Raw genomic sequence first — 20,066 nt, forward strand, 5'->3', positions numbered from 1 at the left:
TGGAATCAGTGCTTGAAGCCGGGCAGGTTCACGCTCATGCGCGGAGCCACGGCACCGGCGACGGCGGTGAACAGGCTCAGGAACACCAGCATCACGGCGGCCGGCCACCAGTGGTTTCCGGCGGACGCCACCAATCCGGTGGCCAGCAGCGGGATGAAGCCGGAGAGCATGCCGGCGGTGTTCTGCGCGAAGCCCACGCCGGTGTACCGCGTGCGGGCCGGGAACAAGCCTGTCAGCACGGTTCCGGAAGCCGCGTACGGGAAGGACAGCGTTGCCACGGCCAGGACCATACCGATAACCACCAACACAGCGTTGCCGCTATCCACCAGCAGGAAGGCCGGAACCGCGGCAAGGGCGGAGGCGATGCCGCCCCACAAGATGACGCGGCTAGCGCCGAACCGCTCGCCCAGACGGCCGCCCAGGATGAGGACGGGAATCTCGACGATGGCCGCAATCATGCCGCCCAGCAGCATCAACTGGGCCGAGTAGCCCAGGATGTTCACGCCGTAGTAGACCACAAACGCGGTGACCAGATAGAAGCCGCCTACGCCGAGCAGGGCCGCGGCCATGCCGATGATGATGTGCTTCCAGGACTCCCGCAGCGTGGTACGGATCGGAGCTTTCTCCACCTGGTCGTGCTCCATGAGCTCTGCGAAGACCGGCGATTCCTCCAGCCGGCTGCGGATGTAGAGCGCGATCAGGAGCATCGGGATGGCGGCCAGGAACGGGATCCTCCAGCCGAACGAGTTGAAAGAATCCTGCGAGAAGAACAGCGTCATCAAGAAGAAGCCGCCGGAGGAGAGGATGGTGCCGATCGGTGAACCGATCTGCGGCAGCGCGGCATAGCGGGCGCGGCGCTCCAGCGGGGCATTCTCCACCACAATCGTCATCGCGCCGGACCACTCGCCGCCCACGAACAGGCCCTGGGCCACGCGCAGCAACACCAGCAGCACCGGAGCGGCAATGCCAATGGCGGCGTACGTAGGCAGCAGGCCGATCAGGCCGGTCACCGCGCCGATGCCCACGATGGTGACCATCAGGGTCTTACGTCGGCCGATCTTGTCGCCCATGGCACCGAAGAACATGCCGCCCAGCGGACGCGCCACCAGGCCCACACCAAACGTGGCGAAGGATGCCAGCGCCGCCGCCGTGGCGTTCTCATTGGCGAAGTACTGGACGTTGAACACCAGCGCCGCCGCCGCGCTGAACAGGAAGAAGTCGTACCACTCCATTGCAGTGCCAATGAGGGCACCGATGGAAACCTTCATCGCTTCCTTGTCAGTGATTTGCCGGGTAGCCCCGGCCTCAAGGTTCAAGGTTTCTGACATGGTTCCTCCATGTTTGGTGTTCGGGTGTCCGGCCGCGCTGAACGGCCGCAACGAACTGATAATGCACCCCAGCATTCCAGAGTGGTGCGCGTCACACCCGCACGAAAAGTCGCGGTTTTCAGAGACTAGAATGTGCAAAAGCACATGATCGGGGCCTGGAAGACCATGGAAACACTGCAGATTCAAGAGAACGATGACGAGGGCTCCGCCACCCGGTGGAACGGCCTGCTGGACCAGCTGTCCGTGGATAAGCTGACGGACCACTTCATCCAGCGTGTCCTGCAACTCGACGACTACCGGGAAGGAGTCCTGCCGGCGAGCGAGATCCGCCGCACGGGAGCCGCCTCATTCGAGGCGCTGATCGAAAGCTTGCGCCCGGGCGCGGACAGCAAACGCCTCATCGCCGAGCGGCAAGGCATCTCCTTGGACGTTGGGGTCTCCCGCGCCAGGGCCGGTGTCCCGGTGGAGTCGCTGATGACCGCCATCCGGATCGACTTCACCGTGATCTGGGGTGAGCTCATGGCGCTGGCGGATCCGGGCGATGCCGAGCTGCTGGTCCGACGGGCCGAAACGGTGTGGCAGGTGGTGGACTCCTACGCAGCGCAAACGCAGGCCATCTATATCGCCGAGCGCCAGCGCATGGCCCAGGAAGAATCTTCGGTGCGGCAAGGCCATGTGGCCACCATGTTTGGGCAGGTCAGCCCCGCACCGGAAATGCTCACCCGCATCGCCGACGAGCTCGGCATCGACCAGTTTGCTCCCCTCGTGGTCGCGGCAGCATCCACGGACGACGCCGCCGCCCTCCGTGTGGAGGTCGCCTCGGCTTCTCGCCGTGGCTCAGAAATGTTCACTCACCCTCTGTCCGATGGACTGGTCGCCTTCTGGGCGGCCGATGATCGCCCGGGCAGCGCCGCCCGCGAAGCGACCGAGCAGATCAAGAACATCCGTTGCGGCCTGGTTGAAGAAGTGCGCGGCCTCGCCGACCTGCGCGTCGCTGCCCAAGCCGCCCGCGCCCTGGCATCCCTGGCGGAAGACAAGGATCAGCAGGCCCTCACTATGCGAAACGCCTGGGCACGACTGGCCCGGCACAGCCTGTCGGAGACGGGAGTTCCCATTGTGCCCGACGTAGACGCAGCGCTGGCCCGCTGCGGAACAGTGGAACGCGCCCGATTGGAAGAATCGGTAAGGTCCTATCTGTCCACCGGCAGCATCGCCCAATCCGCAGACCAGCTGTTCTGTCACCGAAACACCCTGATGAACCGACTCCGCCGCTTCACGGATCTCGTCGGCATCGACGTGACCATCCCCCAACAAGCCGCGCGCCTCGTCGTCGCCTGGTCCTGACCGCGCCAGCTGCACTTCGCTCTTGGAGGGAGGGCTTGGTCACACCCGGCCGCGGGCGTCGATTTCGGGAAATACCCTCCCGCCGGCCGTGGTTCTAGCCTGTTGTGACCCTTTCTCCCCGCATCCGCGTCTTGGTGATATCCGCAGTCGCCGCCCTTGTCCTGGCCGCCGTCGTCGGCTGGGTATTCACGGCCAATGCGCGGGCCTCCGCAGCGCAAATCCCGCAGAGTGTTCTGGCCGCGGACACGAGAATGGGAGCCGTAGAACTGCGGGTCAAGGATTTACCGACCGTGCGCAGGTTCTACGAAGAAGGCGTCGGCCTCGAGCCGCTCGACGAAACCGGCGACAGCGTCAGTCTGGGCATCGGCGGCGAAGAGATCATCCGCCTCGTCGCCGCTGAGGGCGACTATACGAATCCGGCCGATGCCGGGCTCTACCATTCAGCCGTCCTCTACTCGGACGGTCCGGCACTGGCCACAACGCTGGTGCGCCTGATCCAGATGGCACCAAACCTCTATCAAGGGTCGGCCGACCATGCGGTCAGCCACGCCTTCTACTTCGCGGATCCCGAAGGCAACGGCGTGGAACTCTACATCGACACCCCGGCCGACACGTGGAAGTGGCAGGACGGCCAGGTCCAGATGGGCAGCGCCCCACTGGACCCGAACGACTTCATCGCCCGGCACCTCGGCCAAACCAGTGACGGCACCGCCGCCATGGGACACGTCCACCTCAAGGTCGGGGACCTGGAGCGGGCACGCGAGTTCTACGTGGACGCCCTCGGCTTCGCGGTGACCTCCGAAATCAATGGGGCACTCTTCATGTCCGCCGGCGGCTATCACCACCACCTGGCCGCCAACGTGTGGAGTTCGGCCGGCGCCGACGACCGGCCCGAGACCCTTGGACTCGGATCATTCGCCGTGCAGCTAACCGGTCCCGCCGAGCTCGACGCCGTAGCCGGACGCCTGGACGCCGCAGGTATCGACTACCAGCGCGCCGAGGGCTCGATCGCCGTCGCCGACCCCTGGGGGAATCAGGTCCACCTGAGCCACTGAACGGCTTGTCGGACAGGTATTTTTCCCGGTAGTTAACACCGCCAACCGGCGGCCGGAGTGACCGGAAACGCCCCCTCGTCGATAGCTGACAGCGAGATACCGGGCCTCGTCGGCGGGGCTTATGGTCTGCCTCTCGGTAGCAGAATTGTTGAGGAGCGCTAAATCCCGGCGGTATTTTGACTTAATCTCCCTAAGGTGTTGCCATGGAGAGCAGGTTCACCGGTGTTACTGGATCTTCGGTGAACCGCTCCGAATCGATCGTGCAGGCCCCCTCGCCTGCCCGCGGACACGGTGCCCGTCTCCCACTCGGGATTGATTGCTCAGGGCCCGGCGCGCTCTCGCGCCGCCAGTGTTTACCGCCGCGCACCATGCGCCTTCCACCGCCACCGGTGCGCTACTACGGCCGTTCTGTGGATTCGGAGCGTCGAACCTGACGGACAGATCCAATGGATGAGGAGATGCATTTATATGCGAGTCGGAATCATTGGCGCAGGACCCAGCGGCATGGCACAGCTGCGCGCGTTCGAATCGGCCCGGCAAAAGGGAGCCGAGATCCCGGACATTGTGTGCTTTGAGAAGCAGTCCGATTGGGGCGGACAGTGGAACAGCAGCTGGCGCACCGGCCTGGACGCCGCCGGCGAGCCCGTCCACAGCAGCATGTACCGGCACCTGTGGTCCAACGGCCCGAAGGAAGTCCTCGAGTTCTCCGACTACACCTTCGACGAGCACTTCGGCCGGCCGATTTCCTCCTTCCCGCCGCGCGAAGTCCTGTTCGACTACATCGCCGGCCGGGTCCAGAAGTCCGACGTCCGCAAGTACGTCCGGTTCAACACCGTGGCCCGCTGGGTGGACTACAACGACGTCAGCCAGGAATTCACCGTAACCGTCGAGGACCTCGCGGCGCAGCGCACCGAAACCCACGTGTTCGACAAGCTAGTGGTCTCCACCGGCCACTTCTCCTACCCGAGCGTGCCGGCGTTCGAGGGCATCAACAGCTTCCCGGGCGAGGTGCTCCACGCCCACGATTTCCGCGGCGCCGAGCGGTTCGCCGGCAAGGATCTGCTGCTGATCGGCAGCAGCTACTCCGCCGAGGACATCGGCATGCAGGCGCACAAGATGGGCGCCAAGTCCGTCACGTTCAGCTACCGCAGCGCCCCGATGGGCTTCGACTGGCCGGAGTCCGCCGTCGAGCGCCCGCTGGTGACCCGCTTCGAGGGCAGCACCGCGTACTTCAGCGACGGCACCACCGGCGAGTTCGACGCCGTCCTGCTCTGCACCGGCTACCTGCACAAGTACCCGTTCCTGCCCACCGAACTGTCGCTGCAGTCACCGAACCTGCTCTACCCGGGCAGCCTCTACAAGGGCGTGGTCTGGCAGCAGAACACCAACCTGTTCTATCTGGGCGCGCAGGACCAGTACTACACCTTCAACATGTTCGACGCGCAGGCATGGTTCGCCCGCGACGTGATGCTGGACCGGATCGAGCTACCCTCACTCGAGGAACGCGAGGCGGACATCCAGGCCTGGCTGGACCGCCAGGCCGCGCTGACCGACCACGATGCCGAGGCCGAGTTCCAGACCGAATACCTGCGCGAACTGATCAGGCTGACGGACTATCCGGAGTTCGACCTGGACACCGTCTGCAGCCTGCTGAAGCAGTGGATGAAGGACAAGGAAGAGAACATCTTGGGCTACCGGGACAGCATCCACCGCTCCGTCATGACCGGCACCATGGCCACCCGGCACCACACCCGCTGGATCAATGCCATGGATGACAGCCTGGAACGCTACCTCAACGGCCCCTCCGAGGACATGGACACGGGAGCACTGGCCGCCCTCACCGGCGACGCCGAGCAGGCTGCCGCTCGGCGGTAGGCCCAGCCCCACACCGCGTACGACGGCGGGTGGCACCGGAGCGCTGTCTCCCTCACCACCCGCCGTCGTAGCAACCAACGAGACGGCAGCCCCGTGCATCGTCAGGCTCGGATTCCGCCGACACTTCTCCAAGCTCCATAAACGCATAGCTTTCGTTTCGTAAGGTTCGTAAGATTCGGCCATGGCTTTCACCTCCTCCCATGAAGCGCGGACCCACTGGGCGAAACTTCTCGATAACGTGCGTTCGGAAGCGGTCCATATCAGCCGCCGCGGCCGTATCGTTGCCGTTCTGGTTGACCCGGATTTCTACGAGCGCGCGGTGGAAGCCTTGGAGGATGCCGCAGACCTGGCGGCAGCACGCGCAGCGCGTGAGGATAACGAGCCGCTGATCAGTCACGAAGAGCTGAGGCGAGAGCTCGGCCTCGAACCGTGAGCGGCGCGTTCGACGTCCGCTACACAGCGACTGCCGCCAAACAATCCGAAAACTCGACAAATCGGCACAGGCACGCATTTTGCGTGCCGTTGAAATCCTGCGGGAAGAGCCTCGCCCACCGGCCAGCAAGCAACTGGTTGGCGGCGACGGCGAACGGCGCATTCGAACCGGCGACTATCGAATCGTCTACGAGGTTCGAGACGAGGAGCTAGTGGTTCTGGTCATCCGGGTTGGCCACCGCCGAGAGGTGTATCGCCAGCATTGATGACGCGTTCCGGGCGCAGTCCGACAATAAGAAACAGCGTCCCTCCACTCAGCGGGCCGCCTCGAACCGGCGGCGGAGGGCCAGCAGGAACTTCAGCCCGGCCGGGGTCAGCTCGCGTCCGCCCAGTAAAAGGTCGCCCTCGAAGAGGCCCAACGAATTGAGCTGGCGCCGCAGCTCGTTATAGATATCCTCGCCGTCCTCCTCCGTGAGCATGCCGCCGCGTGACGGGCGCAGCCCGGCATGGAAAAGCTCGGACATCATGGCGTGTCCGTGCTGGCTGCGCGGTATGTGCTGGTCCCCCAGCAGCCACCGCACCAGGACTTCCAGCCCCACCCGTAAAGCGAGGTTTTCTTGGTCCGCCATGCGGTCGGCGAGGCAGTCCCAGAGGGCGGCATCGTCGTCGTACGTTCTCCGCGCAGCGGGACTGGGCTGCAGGCGGCCCTTGTATTTGCGCAGCAGCTTCCAATACTGAATATGCTCGCGCAGCAGCGCGATGGGGGGCACGTTGACCTCACGCGGCGAGGCGTAAGTGTCCCAGGGGTAGCCCAGCTCCAGGGCCAGCACCGCCTCGCGCACCACGGCCGGTTTCACATAACCGTCCTTGGTGAGCTCCAGGCCATCCTCCCGGGCGCGGTCCAGCAGCCAGCGGACCGGGCGGAGTACCGCCGCGCGCTCCTCCGGCGTCGGCGGCTCATCCGCCAGCACAATGCGCATCCGGTCCAGGCTCTTGTTCACCGCGTCCAGGTCGAACTCGGTAGGGTCGAACATGCTGGGATGCAACACTCCGCTCACGTACTGCACCCAATCGGCGATCTCCTCGTGCTCAGGATCCGACGGGTCGGCCAGGATCCGGAGCTTCTCCTGATAACCCCAGATGCCGCCGGCGTCCTCCAAAGGGCCGCGGTTCTCCCCGCCGAGGCAGCTGATCTGCCCGGCCGGCACTATCGCGTGCCCGGTCACCGTGATCGCGTGCAGCCAGGTGTCGCCGAGGTCGTACTCGTAGACCAGTGTGCTGCCCTCGCCGGACAGCAACTGCGCCACCGTCATGCCCTCGGCGCTGTCCATATCCATCTCCCGGGCCGACTCCTCGTTGCCGGCAATCGGGCGGGCCTCGCCGAAAACGCCTTCCGGATGGAACAGATGCAGGTGCCGGTTCTCCCAGCCGAACGCCCGCTGGATGGCCTCGTGCAGCGTGTTGAGCGGCGCATTCAGCGGAAGCCGCAGCGACCGCCAGATCTCCGGCTCCGAGCCCTCGATGGCAACGCGGACGTCCAGGGCTTTCTCCGATGTGGGCATGCCGCCATTCTTGCAGACGTGTTCGGAGCGCGGGAACGCGTCCTTCCCTTACGTCCCCGGCTCTGGCAACCGGCAGGATATATCCGATACTCTGCGGCCATGCTCAGCCTGAAGGACATTGACCTGGACATGCTGACCAGCGCGATGGAAAACGCTGACCGGGATTTCCAGTGTTGGCTGGATCCATCCACTGGCCAGATCGAGTTGAGCGGCGCAGCCGTCGACGGTGGCTTGTCTTCCGAGGAGCTCGAGGAACGCGGTGCGCTGCCAGTGGTGAGGGCGGATCCGCGCCGCGGCTACCGGGACATGGAGGACTTCATCGCCACGGTGGAAGATGAACACGTCCGCGCCACGCTGATCCGCGCCCTTGAGCGGCCCCGCCCCTTTCGCCATTTTAAGGACGCCGTTTACAACTACCCGGACGTTGGAAGAGCTTGGTCCGACTTCCACGACCAGCGGATGCGACACCATGCCATTACCTGGTTGTTGGCCGAAGGCCTGATCAACCAGCAGGAGGCCACGGAAGCGCTGGCCCAGGACCGGCCGATCGACTGAACATTCGCTGGCTCCGGCTGCCGCAACCGTTCTGGGGCCGCCTTGGCAGGTCTACAGTGGAGCCAGCAGTCAGAGACGAGTGGCGGCGATGAATTCCAGCACGATCACCCTGTTCCTGGCCGGCGACGTGATGACCGGCCGAGGCGTGGACCAGATCCTGCCGCATCCCGGCGCAGCCAAGCTGCGCGAAGGCTACATCCGTGACGCCCACGACTACGTGGCGCTGGCCGAAGCGGTCAACGGCCCCATCCCGCAACCGGTGGACCCGGCGTGGCCGTGGGGCGATGCCCTGGCGATCATCGGCGAGGCCGGCCCGGACGCGCGCCTGGTCAATCTGGAAACGAGCGTCACCGGCGACGGCCGGTTCGCCCCGGACAAGGGCATCCACTACCGCATGCATCCTGACAACATCGGCTGCCTCACCGCCGCCGGCCTGGACGTCTGCGTGCTGGCGAACAATCACGTGCTGGACTATGGCGTCGCCGGCCTGACCGAGACCCTGGACGTATTGCACGCCGCCGGCCTGCGCACCGCCGGCGCCGGCCGCAATGCCGCGCAGGCCTGGCAACCCGCCCAGGTGGAATCAACCCACGGGCGCGTGCTGGTGTTCTCCGCCGGGCTGGCCTCCAGCGGCATTTCGCCCGCGAACGCCGCGGGGCCGGATAGCCCCGGTTTGGCCTTCCTGCCGGACCTGTCCGGGGACACTGCCGCCCGGTTTTTGGGCCACGTCAACGCGGTCAAGCGCGACGGCGATCTGGCCGTGGCCTCGCTGCACTGGGGTACCAACTGGGGCTACGAGGTGCCGCGCGGGCACGTCCGTTTTGCCCGCTGGCTGGTGGACGGCGGGATTGACGTGGTGCACGGACACTCATCGCACCATCCGCGACCGCTGGAGATCTACCGCAGCCGCCCCATCTTCTACGGCTGCGGCGACTTGATCAACGACTACGAGGGCATCGGCGGTTACCGGGAGTTCCGCGACAGCTTGCGGCTGCTCTACTTCGCCGCGCTGGACGCTCTTTCCCGGGAACTGCGCGAGCTGCGCCTGGTACCGGTCCAGGCCCGCCGGATGCGCCTTGAGCGGGCCAGCAAGAACGACGGCGAGTGGCTCAGTCGCGTGCTCAGCGACGCCAGCAGCGGCTTCGGCACCCGGATCAGCCTGGCCGGCGACGGCAGCCTGGCTGTTGGGGTGCCATAACGACGGCGAGCAGCTCCGCCGCCTGCTCACCCCGGCCGGCAGCAACGACCATCCCGCTTCACCGTCCGCTGCAGTACGGTGGTGCCTGACCGGCCCGATCGAGGACAGGAGAAGGCCCATGGGACTGAGAAGCGCGCTGTTCGCGGCGCAGTATGACGCTGCCATGCGCCAGGCCGAGCATGAGGAACTCGCCTCGCGCCGCGCGGCGCTGCTGTCCGGCCTCAACGGAATTGTGTACGACGTCGGTGCCGGCACCGGAGCGAACCTGCGGCACTTCCCGCCGTCCTGCCAAGTGACGGCGGTGGAACCCGATCCGAACATGCGCAAGCGGCTGGAGGCCAAGGTCGGTTCAGTCGGCAACGTCCGCGTGGTCGCTGCGGGAGCCGAAGCGCTGCAGGCCGAGGACGCCAGCGTGGACGCCGTCGTCTTCACTCTGGTGCTCTGTAGCGTCCCCGACCAGGCCACCGCCCTCGCCGAAACCAGGCGTGTGCTCAAGCCGGAGGGAAGGCTGCTGTTCCTGGAGCATGTCCGCGGCACCGGCGCGCACGCTACGTTCCAGGACCTGCTGCGGCCCGTGTGGTCCTTCGCGGCGCAAGGCTGCCAGCTCAACCGGAACACCGTGGCCGCCATCTCCGCGGCAGGGTTCAACGTGGCTGTGCAGGACGAGTTCTCTGTGGGGCCTGGCTGGCTTCCGGTGAACCCGATGGTGATGGGCACGGCAACGCCCGAAGGCTGAAGTGCCTCCGGGCGTGTAAAACCGGTTCGTCGGCCGGTCAGTAGCCGTAGCCGCCGGATTCCTCGGCGTTCTTAGCCTCGGCTTCGCCGTCTACGTCCGTGGAGTCAGGACCGGCCCCTGACTGTAGAGGATCGTGCTGCTGTGGATCCTGCTGCTGCTCCTGGCTGTCCTCGTTCGCCTGCGGGTCGCGGGGCTCTTCGCCGTTGTCGGTGGTCATTTATCCAAACCCTCCCAGCTTGTCCTTCAGTCCGCCCAGCTTCTCCCCCAGGCCGCCGGGGATGTTGCTGAGCAAGGCGTCGACGTCGATCCCCAGGCCGGACAGCAGGCCCGCGTCCTTCTGCGTGTCCACCTTCTCAGGCAGTTCGGAATCGGCCTTGGCTGCCTGGTCCTGGTTGCCCATCTGCTTGAGGACGTCGATGATCTGCTGCTTGTCGATCTGCATGGTGTTCTCCGATCCATGTTGATGGTCAGCGCACTGTCCACTCTCCTCACTCGGCCAAAGTGTGGCAACCCCCAAGACGTTCGCGGCTCCCGGTGGCATACTGTTTGGACGCCACAGCGCCGTGGCGTCTCCGAGGGGACAGGATCGCAGGATATGGCTGGTCATTTCGAACTCATTGATGCACCCGACGGCGGGTTTCGGGTCAGGATGTTGGACGGCGACGGATCGCTGATGGCCGAATCGGTGACCTTCCAGTCCGTCAGGGAAGCCCTGGACGGCATCGAACGAGCCCGTGAAATTGCCGGCACCGGTCGCGTGGTTGACCGGTCCAGTGCGGCCGCACAGTCCGACTCCTAGCGGCACCAGCGAACGGAGCACCAAAGCGGTCGCGGCCCGCGGGAGTACCGCCGGTCCGTGCCACCGGACCGCCGGCTAGGGGCGGCCGCTTTCCGGGCCGAACAGGAATTCTTCCGCGTGGGCCACGGCCTTCTTGAACGAGTCGTTGCGCAGTGCCAACTGATCGGGCCCTCCGCTCTCCGTGTACTCGGTGATCCCCGGCCGCAGCACCCAGATCCCGCCGGCAGGAGGCAGGTAGAAAACCGCGAAGGACCGGTGCTCCGCGTGGTCCTCCCATACCGGAACCACGGCCGCGGCCGCGCCGGTGTCCACGTTGATCCACTGCGCCCGGGGCCGCGGCTGGCCCTCCTCGAAGACGCTGGGGTCAAGGAATGGAGCGGTTCCCGGCCCCCACCGCTCCTCGAAGCGTTCATGGAACACCGGAAACAGATGATGGTCGTAGCGGCGCCAACTGGTGGCAGGCATGAGCCCTCCTTCAACGGTCAAAAACAATCCATCGGCGGTAGTGCCGTGAGGACGACGACGGAGACTCACCCAATCGGACGGCGTCCGGCGGGAGCGGCTCGCCAAAGCCCAGATACACCGGGCGTCCGACGGGAACGGCTGGACTGCGGTCCGGCCGCCGCTGGGGTCGATCGCTGCTTGCGGGCGCGCGCACGCCGGCCTCGCCTGCACGGGATTCCCCGGGCTCGGACGCACCGACGTCCCCGGGCTCCGCCGCGCCGGCTTCCGCGGGCTGCTGATGATGCCGGACCGTGACGCGTCGGGAGCTGGTCCGGTCATACTCCGCGCGCCGCCCGGCGTCGCCCAGCACCATGTAAGCGTGCAGGATCGCCGCCGTCGTCCGCGCCTCCGTCTGAGGCTCCGCAACGCCCGGTGCCGATTCATCGCCCGGTGCCGAGCCCCCGCCGTCGGGCTTGAGATCCGGGTGATGGCTGCGGACCAAGGCCCTGTAGGCGCGGCGGATATCGTCATTGCTGGCGTCCGGGGCAACCTGCAGCACGGCATAGAGATCGGTTTCGTTCACGTTTACGCTCGCTTCCGCCCTCGCTGAGGGATGAAAGTGGTGCACGCCGGCGGCCCGGTGAACCGGCGCGCTGACAGGCCGCGGTTCGAGCACCACAGTAAATGCGGCGCGGCCGGCGGCTCCGCCGCGGTGGGGCGGAGCCGCCGGCCGGGGCCGTGCCGGTCAGGCGTTGATCATCTGCTTGCCGTCACCGCTGCTGATCTCGATCTTGCGCGGCTTGGCCTGCTCGCGGATCGGTATCCGCAGCGCCAGGACACCGGCCTCGTAGCTGGCACTGACGTTCTCGGTGTCCAGCGTGTCGCCCAGGACCAGCTGGCGGCTAAACGTTCCGGTCGCCCGTTCGGCGGCCACGACGTCCTTGCCGTCGCCGATCTTCGACGTGCGCTCCGCGCCAATAGTCAGGACGTTCCGTTCCACGTCAAGGTCGATGGTGGACGGATCGACGCCGGGCAGATCCAGCTCGACGACGAATTCGTCGCCCTCCCGCCACGCGTCCATCGGCATGGCAGCGGGCCGTGCCTGGTTTCCGAAGACCTGCTGGGTCAAGCGGTCCAGCTCACGGAACGGATCAGTTCGCATCAACATTGCAGCAGCCTCCTTCAGTCTTATTCTCTTGCTGCCCGGTCAGCTAATCTATGCCTTCGGGCACAGATATTATGACTCCGGGCTAAAATGTTTTCAAGTCTGAACTTGGAGGAATTTTGGCCGCAGAAAAGAAGCAGCCCCGGGCGGACCAGGGGGTGTATGCCATCTCCGTGGTCAGCGATCTGGTGGGCGTGGGCGAGCAGACGTTGCGGCTCTATGAGCGGCGCGGGCTGGTGGAACCGGAGCGCACCGAAGGCGGCACCCGCCGGTACAGCAGGGACGATGTGGACCGGCTCCGCCGCATCGGCGAACTGGTGGACGACGGCGTGAATCTGGCCGGGGTGGGCAAGGTGCTGGCGCTGGAAGCGGACAACGCGTCCCTGCAGCAGAAGCTTAAGGCTGCACAGAAGCGGGCCGCCGACCGGTGACCCGGGCCAGCCAGCGCTGACCGGGAGACTGGACCGCCCAGTTCAGCTTCAGCGTTGCGAAGGCCCAGCCGAAGCGCCGGGCAAAGGCCCCGGGTCCGGTGAACATGCGGCCGGCCGCGCCGACGCGCAGCCCGCGGTCAAACCGGACGGTCGCCCAAGGTGCCAGCTGGAAGCTGAGGTCCAGGTCGTCGTGGATTCCCGCCTGGTTCCGGTGGATTCCTGCGGCACACCGCTGCCAGGCCGTGAGCCGCATGGCGAAGTTGGACCCCCACACCGGAACTCCCGCCAGGGCGGCACCGGCCCCGTAGCGGTAGCCGGACGAATAGGCGGCAGACGCCAGCCACGCCAGCGGCCGGGGCAGGTCGTAAAACCTGCCCGGGCCGGTCAGCGCATCCAGGTCTGGGTCTTCGCCGAACGCCGCGCCGATCCGGGACAGCCAATCCTCCGGCGGCCGGGTATCGGCGTCGCAGCGCACGATCACCTCGCCGGCGGCAGCATCGTAGCCCGCGGCGGCAGCGGCGGGGATGCCTCGGCGCGGCTCGCTGACCACGCGCGCCCCGGCGTCGAGCGCCAACCGGGCCGAGCTATCCGAGCTCCCGTTGTCCACCACGATGACCTCGTCCGCGGGACGTGTCTGTCGTGCCAGCAGCGCCAGACACTCGGCGAGCGCAGCGGCGTCGTCCAGCACCGGAATCACCACGGACAGCGTAGGGCCGTGCTGTGGAACACCGGCTCCCGGCACCGCCGTCACCGTGCAGTCCGGTTGCCGGTGGTGCCGGTGCCGATGCCGATGCGGGAGCCGGTGCCGACGCGGGAGCCAGTTTCAACTCGGGAGCCGGTGCCGGAGCCGCTCACAATGCGGGAGCCGCTAGTCAGCCCGGCGGGCACCGCAGCGCCGCGGCGGCGGCCGTCCTGTCGATGCCCGGTGCGGCTTGGCGCGAGCGGGCCGGGGGCAGCGCGCCGGGAATGGCCGTGGGCTGCGCGCGTGGAACGGACGGCGATGGCGGCGCCTAGCACGGCCCCGGCAAGGTTGGCGGCCAGGTCGCCGATGGTGTCGTCATAGCCCACGCCGATCTCCGGCGTGATGTAGGTGTGGCCCAGCCACTCCCCCAGCTCCCAGAGCACGCCCAGCGTCACGGTCGCGCAGACCAGCAGCACCGCCGGGACCACGGCGCTGGTCCAGCCGCCGTGGCCGCGACGTATGCCGGGAGCCGCTCCGACCGCTGCCGGCATCTCGCGGTGCGTTGGGGTCCCCCGGCCCTCGGGCAGTACTGTGGCCGGCAGTTCTTGGGCCGGCAGTTCCATGCGAAGCAGGTGCCCCCGCAGCAGTTCCGCCACCAGCAGCGCCACCACCAGGCTGGCCAGCACGTGCATCACGGCATCCAGCCAGGCCACCTGATGGTAGAGGCCCACCGCACTGAACCAGCCCGCCGCTAGCAGCACCGTCTGGCCCACGGCATCGGCCGGCCGGCCCATCAGGTACCAGCGCAGCAGCCACTGGCCGCCGACCACCAGGAACATGGCGGCAGCGGCCGGCCAGCCCGCCACCAGCCAGGACACCGGCACCAGCACCGCGCCCAGCAGTCGGCCGGCGTCGGCCGGATACCACCGGTCCTGCGCCGGACCGGGCCGCTTGCCCGGCGTGCTCACCGGATCCCCGCGTACCAGATCAGCAGCATGGTGACCAGGAACCCCACCACGTAGTTCAGCCAGAGGAATCGCTTCCAGCCGGCATTTGCGGCGGCCGATCCGGCGTCGTCAATCCGGGCGAAGCGCAGCACGTTGACCAGGTACGGCAACACCAGCAGCGCAGCCAGCGGGCCGGGCCAATTGGTGGCCAGCATCAGCACACCGGCGGCGGCATAGGTCGCGGCGGCCAGCAGCACCGTGCGCCGGGCGCCCAGCACCGTGCCGATCGAACCCAGCCCGGCCTCGCGGTCCGGGACCACGTCCTGCACCGCGCCGAAGGCATGGCTGGCCATGCCCCACAGGAAATACGCGGCCAGCAGCGCCCACAGCTCGGGCGTGAACTGGGCACCCGCCAGCACCAGCCCATAGACCGCGGGCGAAACGAAGTGCGTGCTGGAGGTGAGCGAGTCCAGGAACGGCCGCTCCTTGAAGCGCAGCCCCGGCGCACTGTAGGCGTAAACCGCGGCCAGCGACACCAGCAGCACCAGGTTGGACGCCACGCTGCCGGCCAGTGCCAGCACCACCACGAACGGGAGCGTGGTAATGGCGCAGGCCTGCAGGATGGTGCGGTGCCGCGCCCGGTCCACCACGGCCCCTTCTGCCCCGCCCTTGCGCGGGTTGAGCAGGTCGGACTCGTAGTCGAACACGTCGTTGATGCCATACATGGCCAGGTTGTAAGGGACCAGGAAGAAGACTGTGCCCACCACCAGCAGCCAGTCGATCCGGCCGGCGGCCAGCAGGTAGGCGGCGGCAAACGGGTAGGCGGTGTTGACCCAGGACACAGGCCGGGACGTGATCACCAGTTCGCGGATCACCGGCCCTCCCCTCCCCTGCCAGTTTTTCCAGCACGACGACGGCGGGGGCCGCCGGTGAGCAGCAGCCAGACCGCGGGCAGCAGCAGCGCCGCGCCCAGCGGGTAGGCGAAGTCCTCGATCGGGGCCAGCCCGATCCGCAGGCCGGCCAGCGCGTGCCCGCCGTAGTCGAACAGCCCGGAGGCAATCATCACGTTGTCGAACACCGCGGTCAGCACCCACAGCGCGGCGATGGTCAGGCCAGCGGCCGCGGCGGCTCCGCGGGGCACCCGCCGGGCCAGCAGAGCGGCGGCCACGGCGGCGAGCGCCAGGCCCAGGAAGATCCAGTTCAGTTCCAGGAAGCTCACGCCGCGCCCCCTGACCGCGGGCCGCCGTCGTGCTCTACGAGCCGTGGGTTGGTTTGCGTGTTGGCGCGGAGGGCGGTGCGCCGGTGCCTCCCCCAGGCCAGCAGGCCGGTGAACAGGATCATGGTCTGGTAGCAGAGAAAAGCCAGGAAGAAGGCCTCCTCCAGCGGCAGCTGCGGGCCCAGCATGATGCCGGTCATCAGCGGCGACTCCCGGTGCAGAAAGATGCCCAGCGAGATCGCCCAGACATCCCAGGCCAGGAAGTAGACCAGCCCCACGGCCATGGTGACGGTGGCCGCCAACGGCCGGGCGAAGAAGAACAGCTTGTAGCGGGCGTCCAGCAGGGCCATGCAGCCCAGCAGCGCCACCAGCACGGCAAGGTAGATCATGCGCTGCTCCCCGCGGTGTCGGCGGACGGCGCCTGCGCCTGAGCCACGGCGTCAGCAGGCTCGGTGCCGTCAGATGGCTGGCTAGTCGGCGTCGCGCCGGATGCAACGGCACCCACCGCGGCCGTGGCGGTAGCCTCGGAGGCGGCCGGGCCGGAGGCGATCTGGCCCGCGGGTTCCGGTAGGGCGCCCGGCTTCTTGATCCCCTGCACCGCTTTCAGCACCAACTCTGCGCTGATCAAGCACATCGGTACGCCGATGCCCGGCCGTACCGAGCTGCCCGCGTAGTGCAGCCCCTCCACCTTGCCGCTCCGGTTGCCCGGCCGCAGGAACGCGCTTTGCCGCAGCGTGTGTGCGGGACCCAGGGCGCTGCCGCGCCAGGCGTTGAAGCCGTCCACGAAGTCCGCGGGCCCGTAGGTACGGCGGACCGCAATCCGGCCGCGCAGGTTGGCGATGCCAGTCCAGTCCGCCAACTGGTCGATGGCCGCGTCCGCCACGGACTCCACGATGGCCGAGCCTTCGCCGTCGTCGCCGCCATTGCCCCACGCCGGAGCCGCCGGGGTGGGCACCAGGATGAACAGGTTCTCATCCCCCTCGGGTGCCACGCCGTCGTCGGTAGCACTGGGCTTGCACACGTACAGCGACGTCTCGTCGGCCAGCGCGCGGCCGGCGCGGATCCGTCCGAAGTTGTCCTTCCAGTCCCGGGTGAAGAGCAGGTTGTGGTGGGCCAGCTCCGGCAGCTGGCCGCGCACGCCCAGACAGACCAGCACCGCGCTGGGCCCGGGGTCGCGGCGCCGCCAGACCGGTTCCGGGTGGCTGCGCAAATGGGCCGGTAGCAGCTCGGTTTCCACGTGGTGCAGGTCCGCGGCGGCGACGACGGTGCGCGCCGGCGTCCGCTGTGTGGAACCGTCGGCGTCGGTCCAGACCACCGCCTCACAGCGGGCCTTGTCGCCGGATGGTCCGGTGATGATCCGGCGGGCGGTGGCGCCGGTTTCGATCTGGACGCCGGCTTCGCGGGCCAGCCGTTCCATCGCGTCCACCAGCGCGGCGAACCCGCCCATCGGGTAGTACACACCGTCGTCCAGATCCAGATGGCTCATCAGGTGATACATCGCCGGCGCGCGGAACGGGCTGGTGCCCAGGAACACCGCGGGATAGCCCAGCACCTGCTGCTGCCGCGGCTCGGCGAACCGTTCGCGGACGTAGCGGTCCAGGCTCCAGCCCAGCAGCTTGGCCAGCCGCGGGGACCGCCGCAGCACCTGCGGGTGGGCCAGCCCGCGGAAGCTGGCGAAGTCGTCATACAGGAAGTGCTCCTTGGCCAGCCGGTAGGTTTCCGCAGCCTCGTCCAGGTAGCGGCGCAGCGGCTGTCCAGAGCCCGGCTGCAGCTGCTCAAAGAGACCGACGGCGTGCTCGCGGCCGGAGCGGACCTCCGCCACCTCCGGGTGTCCTTCGAACCAGGTCCGGTAGGCCGGGTCCAGTGTGACCAGGTCCAGTTGCTCGGCGGCGCTGGTGCCCATCAGCCGGAACCAGTGGTCGATCACCTCCGGCATCAGGTACCAGGACGGGCCGGTGTCGAAGCGGAAGCCGTCGCGCTCGTACCGTCCCGAGCGCCCGCCCAGGCCGGAGCGCTGCTCCAGCAGGGTCACGCGGTGCCCGGCCTTGGCCAGCAGTCCGGCGGTCGCCAGTCCGGAGATCCCGCCGCCGATAACCACCACGGGCTTCTCGGCGGATCCGCGGGGGTGCGCCGCCGGCCCCATCTTGACCCTGCGGGCGGCCAGTCGGTGTTTGAAGGAGGTCAGGCTCATCAGGCGGCGCTCCGTCCGCGCAGCCGCTGTCGGGCCAGAACCCGCAACGCGATCGCCGCCTTCTGCGGGGAGCCCACCCGGACGCGGCGGGACAGCAGCTCATCCGCGGGAACCCGTTCCAGCCGGTTCACCAGCGCGCTGAACAGGCCATGCGCCAGTTCCACGGCACTGCAGGCACCGGGCGGGAGCAGCGCAATGCCCTTCCTGGCAGCATCCAGATCCTCGCGGATCTCGGCCACCAGCTTCAGCTTCAGCGCCTCGTCGAAGCTGCCGGCTTCTGCCCGCGGGAAATAGCTGCGGCCCAACTCCACATTGTCCGCGGCCAGGTCGCGCAGGAAGTTCACCTTCTGGAACGCCGCGCCCAACCGGCGGGCCGCGACGGCAAGTTCTTCGTCGTGGCCGGAGACCGCACCGGGCATCGACTGGAACACCCGCAGGCACATCAGTCCCACCACCTCGGCGGAGCCGTAGATGTATTCCTCCAGCGAATCGTCGGTGTGTGCGGCCACCGTGATGTCGGCGCGCATGGAGGCGAAGAACGGGCGGGTCAGGTCGGTGCCGATGCCGCGTCTGCGGGCGGTTTCGGCAAACGCGTGCACCACCATGTTGGTGCTGTAGCCGGAGAGCATGGCCGTTTCGGTTTCCCGTTCCAGCCGATCCAACTGCTCCCGTACAGCCGCGGCATCCAGGCCAGCCGCCGCGGCGGCGCCGTCGACCGCCTCGTCGGCCACCCGGACCAGTGCGTAGATGTTGGCGATATCCCGGCGCCCCTCCGGGCCCAGCAATCGGCACGCCAGGCCGAAGGAGGTGGAGTAGGCGGAAATCACGACGCCGGCGCTGCGGCCGGCAGCGTCGGTGTAACGCCTGAGCGGGTTCAGTTCCATGGCGTCAGTTCCCCCTGGTCAGCACGTGCAGACAGACCGCTTCGAGGTCGGCCCGGGCAGCTGAGTGCACCGGCAACTTGCGGGATTCATGCAATGCGTCATCCACCAGGCTGCGGGCGAGGTCCTGGGCGCGGGTATCGGCGCCGCAGTCCTTGAGCGCGGCCCGCACCTGGTCTGCTTCCGCTTCTCCCCTGCGGAAAGCGGCGAGCAGGTCATCAAACCCGTCGGCCTCTGCGGCAAAGGCCGTCAGCACCGTGCGCTTGCCTTCGCGCAGATCCGATTCTGCGGACTTGCCGGTGGTGTCCGGTTCGCCGAAAGTCCCCAGCACGTCGTCCACGATTTGGTAGGCGACGCCGATGCGGCGGCCGATCGCGGCCAGTGCTTCTGCTTGGCCCGGATCGACGCCAGCCAACAGGGCTCCGGCCTTCAACGGAGCCTCAAACGAGTAGCCGGCGGTCTTCAGGCTCTCCATGTCCAGCACGTCCTGCAAGTCGGGTCGGTCCATGGAGACGGACAACAGCACGTCCTCGAGCTCGCCGGCGGCTGACGCGAAGACGGCGTCGTGCACAGCGTCGGTCAGCGCTTCAGCCTGCGGCAGACCCGCCGCGGCCCGGCCGGCCAGCCGCAGCGCACCGGCGAGCAGCAGATCGCCTGCGATGATCGACGCCGAGTGTCCGAAGTGCTCGGCATCCGGTGTGGACAGTCCCTGCTCCAAGGCGTGGTCCCGGTAGTGGGCGCCGATGGTCGGCTGGCCGCGGCGGACGAAGTCGCGGTCGATGGCGTCGTCGTGCACCACCAACGCGGTGTGGAGCAGCTCAAACGCTGCCGCCATCCTCGCGCAGCGGTCAGGGTCCACGCCGTCGAAGGCGGTGTAGGCCAGGTGCACCATCCTGGGTCGCAGCCGCTTTCCACCCTGCAGGGCAGACTCAATGTGGTCCCACATCAGCGGAAAGGACTGCGAGATCTTGCCGGCCTGTGCCCGGTTCTTGTCCACGAAGTCCAGCAGTTCCGCTTCGACCAGCGAGCTGAACCGTGTCCAGCTGCCGTTGTTTGACTGCGTCGGGGCAGGCTTTCGGCTGGTGGTGTTGACAGTCATAACGGCTCTCCGCGTTTCGTGGTGAATTCCACTGCTGCGATGCATGATCAGGCCGCCGTTCTGACGGCGCTTCTGAGCATAATACGAGTACGATAATTGGCGCCATTGACGAATCCGCGGCCGGTT

General features: G+C 67.5%; 25 protein-coding genes. 10 read left to right on the forward strand and 15 right to left on the reverse strand.

Annotation, left to right across the window (positions count from 1 at the left end; all coding sequences use genetic code 11):
• Positions 1-5: 5 nt before the first annotated feature.
• A complete protein-coding gene (locus E4J89_RS02575; protein ID WP_136784505.1) occupies positions 6-1,328 on the reverse strand; it encodes an MFS transporter in 1,323 nt (440 codons plus the stop codon).
• A gap of 132 nt (positions 1,329-1,460) precedes the next feature.
• Here E4J89_RS02575 and E4J89_RS02580 point away from each other — a divergent pair, with 132 nt between their 5' ends.
• The 5 genes from E4J89_RS02580 (at position 1,461) to E4J89_RS02600 (ending at position 6,300) form a co-directional block, all read left to right on the forward strand.
• On the forward strand, positions 1,461-2,672 hold the full coding sequence (locus tag E4J89_RS02580) for a helix-turn-helix domain-containing protein (RefSeq protein WP_240691640.1): 1,212 nt from the start codon (positions 1,461-1,463) through the stop codon (positions 2,670-2,672).
• Between the two features lie 104 nt (positions 2,673-2,776).
• Positions 2,777-3,727, forward strand: a complete 951-nt coding sequence (locus E4J89_RS02585) for a VOC family protein (protein WP_240691641.1) — start codon at positions 2,777-2,779, stop codon at positions 3,725-3,727.
• Between the two features lie 462 nt (positions 3,728-4,189).
• Positions 4,190-5,602 (forward strand): NAD(P)/FAD-dependent oxidoreductase, encoded by a 1,413-nt coding sequence (locus E4J89_RS02590; RefSeq protein WP_136784587.1) that lies wholly within the window; start codon positions 4,190-4,192, stop codon positions 5,600-5,602.
• Between the two features lie 181 nt (positions 5,603-5,783).
• Positions 5,784-6,035, forward strand: coding sequence for a type II toxin-antitoxin system prevent-host-death family antitoxin (locus E4J89_RS02595; protein WP_136784506.1), 252 nt, complete (start codon positions 5,784-5,786; stop codon positions 6,033-6,035).
• A 79-nt stretch (positions 6,036-6,114) separates the two neighbouring features.
• A complete protein-coding gene (locus E4J89_RS02600; RefSeq protein WP_240691642.1) occupies positions 6,115-6,300 on the forward strand; it encodes a type II toxin-antitoxin system RelE/ParE family toxin in 186 nt (61 codons plus the stop codon).
• A gap of 48 nt (positions 6,301-6,348) precedes the next feature.
• Here the strand turns inward: E4J89_RS02600 and E4J89_RS02605 are convergent, their stop codons facing one another.
• Entirely contained in the window at positions 6,349-7,596 is a 1,248-nt protein-coding gene (locus E4J89_RS02605; protein ID WP_136784507.1) for a plasmid pRiA4b ORF-3 family protein, read from the reverse strand.
• A 99-nt stretch (positions 7,597-7,695) separates the two neighbouring features.
• On the opposite strand from E4J89_RS02605, the gene E4J89_RS02610 reads away from it, so the two are divergent.
• The 3 genes from E4J89_RS02610 (at position 7,696) to E4J89_RS02620 (ending at position 10,085) form a co-directional block, all read left to right on the forward strand.
• Positions 7,696-8,151, forward strand: a complete 456-nt coding sequence (locus E4J89_RS02610; protein WP_136784508.1) for a UPF0158 family protein — start codon at positions 7,696-7,698, stop codon at positions 8,149-8,151.
• Between the two features lie 88 nt (positions 8,152-8,239).
• The gene (locus tag E4J89_RS02615; protein WP_136784509.1) at positions 8,240-9,349 is read left to right on the forward strand and encodes a CapA family protein; all 1,110 of its coding nucleotides are present in this window, start codon (positions 8,240-8,242) and stop codon (positions 9,347-9,349) included.
• Positions 9,350-9,467: 118 nt separating this feature from the next.
• Positions 9,468-10,085, forward strand: a complete 618-nt coding sequence (locus E4J89_RS02620) for a class I SAM-dependent methyltransferase (RefSeq protein ID WP_136784510.1) — start codon at positions 9,468-9,470, stop codon at positions 10,083-10,085.
• A 37-nt stretch (positions 10,086-10,122) separates the two neighbouring features.
• Here the strand turns inward: E4J89_RS02620 and E4J89_RS02625 are convergent, their stop codons facing one another.
• The gene (locus E4J89_RS02625) at positions 10,123-10,302 is read right to left on the reverse strand and encodes a hypothetical protein (protein ID WP_136784511.1); all 180 of its coding nucleotides are present in this window, start codon (positions 10,300-10,302) and stop codon (positions 10,123-10,125) included.
• Positions 10,303-10,527: a hypothetical protein gene (locus E4J89_RS02630; protein WP_136784512.1), complete on the reverse strand. Its 225-nt coding sequence runs from the start codon at positions 10,525-10,527 to the stop codon at positions 10,303-10,305.
• 153 nt (positions 10,528-10,680) lie between these two features.
• On the opposite strand from E4J89_RS02630, the gene E4J89_RS02635 reads away from it, so the two are divergent.
• The gene (locus E4J89_RS02635; RefSeq protein WP_136784513.1) at positions 10,681-10,884 is read left to right on the forward strand and encodes a DUF1508 domain-containing protein; all 204 of its coding nucleotides are present in this window, start codon (positions 10,681-10,683) and stop codon (positions 10,882-10,884) included.
• A gap of 75 nt (positions 10,885-10,959) precedes the next feature.
• On the opposite strand, the gene E4J89_RS02640 is transcribed toward E4J89_RS02635, so the two are convergent.
• From E4J89_RS02640 to E4J89_RS02650, 3 genes are all read right to left on the reverse strand, one after another.
• Positions 10,960-11,349 carry a hypothetical protein gene (locus tag E4J89_RS02640; protein WP_136784514.1) on the reverse strand — a complete coding sequence of 130 codons (390 nt, stop codon included), beginning with the start codon at positions 11,347-11,349 and terminating at the stop codon, positions 10,960-10,962.
• A 10-nt stretch (positions 11,350-11,359) separates the two neighbouring features.
• The gene (locus E4J89_RS02645) at positions 11,360-11,911 is read right to left on the reverse strand and encodes a J domain-containing protein (protein ID WP_169303903.1); all 552 of its coding nucleotides are present in this window, start codon (positions 11,909-11,911) and stop codon (positions 11,360-11,362) included.
• A gap of 162 nt (positions 11,912-12,073) precedes the next feature.
• Positions 12,074-12,496: an Hsp20/alpha crystallin family protein gene (locus E4J89_RS02650; protein WP_136784516.1), complete on the reverse strand. Its 423-nt coding sequence runs from the start codon at positions 12,494-12,496 to the stop codon at positions 12,074-12,076.
• 116 nt (positions 12,497-12,612) lie between these two features.
• On the opposite strand from E4J89_RS02650, the gene E4J89_RS02655 reads away from it, so the two are divergent.
• Entirely contained in the window at positions 12,613-12,924 is a 312-nt protein-coding gene (locus E4J89_RS02655) for a MerR family transcriptional regulator (RefSeq protein ID WP_136784517.1), read from the forward strand.
• Here the strand turns inward: E4J89_RS02655 and E4J89_RS02660 are convergent.
• From E4J89_RS02660 to E4J89_RS02700, 8 genes are read right to left on the reverse strand one after another with little or no spacing between them, the layout of a single operon-like run.
• Entirely contained in the window at positions 12,890-13,621 is a 732-nt protein-coding gene (locus E4J89_RS02660; protein WP_276606331.1) for a glycosyltransferase family 2 protein, read from the reverse strand. The genes E4J89_RS02655 and E4J89_RS02660 overlap by 35 nt on opposite strands.
• 50 nt (positions 13,622-13,671) lie before the next feature.
• Positions 13,672-14,574 carry a hypothetical protein gene (locus E4J89_RS02670; protein ID WP_205754370.1) on the reverse strand — a complete coding sequence of 301 codons (903 nt, stop codon included), beginning with the start codon at positions 14,572-14,574 and terminating at the stop codon, positions 13,672-13,674.
• A complete protein-coding gene (locus E4J89_RS02675) occupies positions 14,571-15,428 on the reverse strand; it encodes a prenyltransferase (RefSeq protein ID WP_136784518.1) in 858 nt (285 codons plus the stop codon). Before E4J89_RS02675 ends, E4J89_RS02670 begins: the two co-directional genes overlap by 4 nt.
• Positions 15,425-15,772 carry a lycopene cyclase domain-containing protein gene (locus E4J89_RS02680; protein WP_136784519.1) on the reverse strand — a complete coding sequence of 116 codons (348 nt, stop codon included), beginning with the start codon at positions 15,770-15,772 and terminating at the stop codon, positions 15,425-15,427. Before E4J89_RS02680 ends, E4J89_RS02675 begins: the two co-directional genes overlap by 4 nt.
• Positions 15,769-16,158 carry a lycopene cyclase domain-containing protein gene (locus E4J89_RS02685; protein ID WP_136784520.1) on the reverse strand — a complete coding sequence of 130 codons (390 nt, stop codon included), beginning with the start codon at positions 16,156-16,158 and terminating at the stop codon, positions 15,769-15,771. The genes E4J89_RS02680 and E4J89_RS02685 overlap by 4 nt, the downstream gene beginning before the upstream one ends.
• Positions 16,155-17,912, reverse strand: a complete 1,758-nt coding sequence (gene crtI / locus E4J89_RS02690; RefSeq protein WP_136784590.1) for a phytoene desaturase family protein — start codon at positions 17,910-17,912, stop codon at positions 16,155-16,157. The genes E4J89_RS02685 and crtI overlap by 4 nt, the downstream gene beginning before the upstream one ends.
• A 47-nt stretch (positions 17,913-17,959) precedes the next feature.
• Complete coding sequence (locus tag E4J89_RS02695; protein ID WP_136784521.1) at positions 17,960-18,844, reverse strand: squalene/phytoene synthase family protein; 885 nt, start codon at positions 18,842-18,844, stop codon at positions 17,960-17,962.
• 4 nt (positions 18,845-18,848) lie between these two features.
• Positions 18,849-19,940: a polyprenyl synthetase family protein gene (locus E4J89_RS02700; RefSeq protein WP_169303904.1), complete on the reverse strand. Its 1,092-nt coding sequence runs from the start codon at positions 19,938-19,940 to the stop codon at positions 18,849-18,851.
• Positions 19,941-20,066 lie beyond the last annotated feature (126 nt).

This window comes from Arthrobacter sp. CAU 1506 (genome assembly GCF_005047635.1).
Taxonomy (GTDB): Bacteria; Actinomycetota; Actinomycetes; order Actinomycetales; family Micrococcaceae; genus Crystallibacter.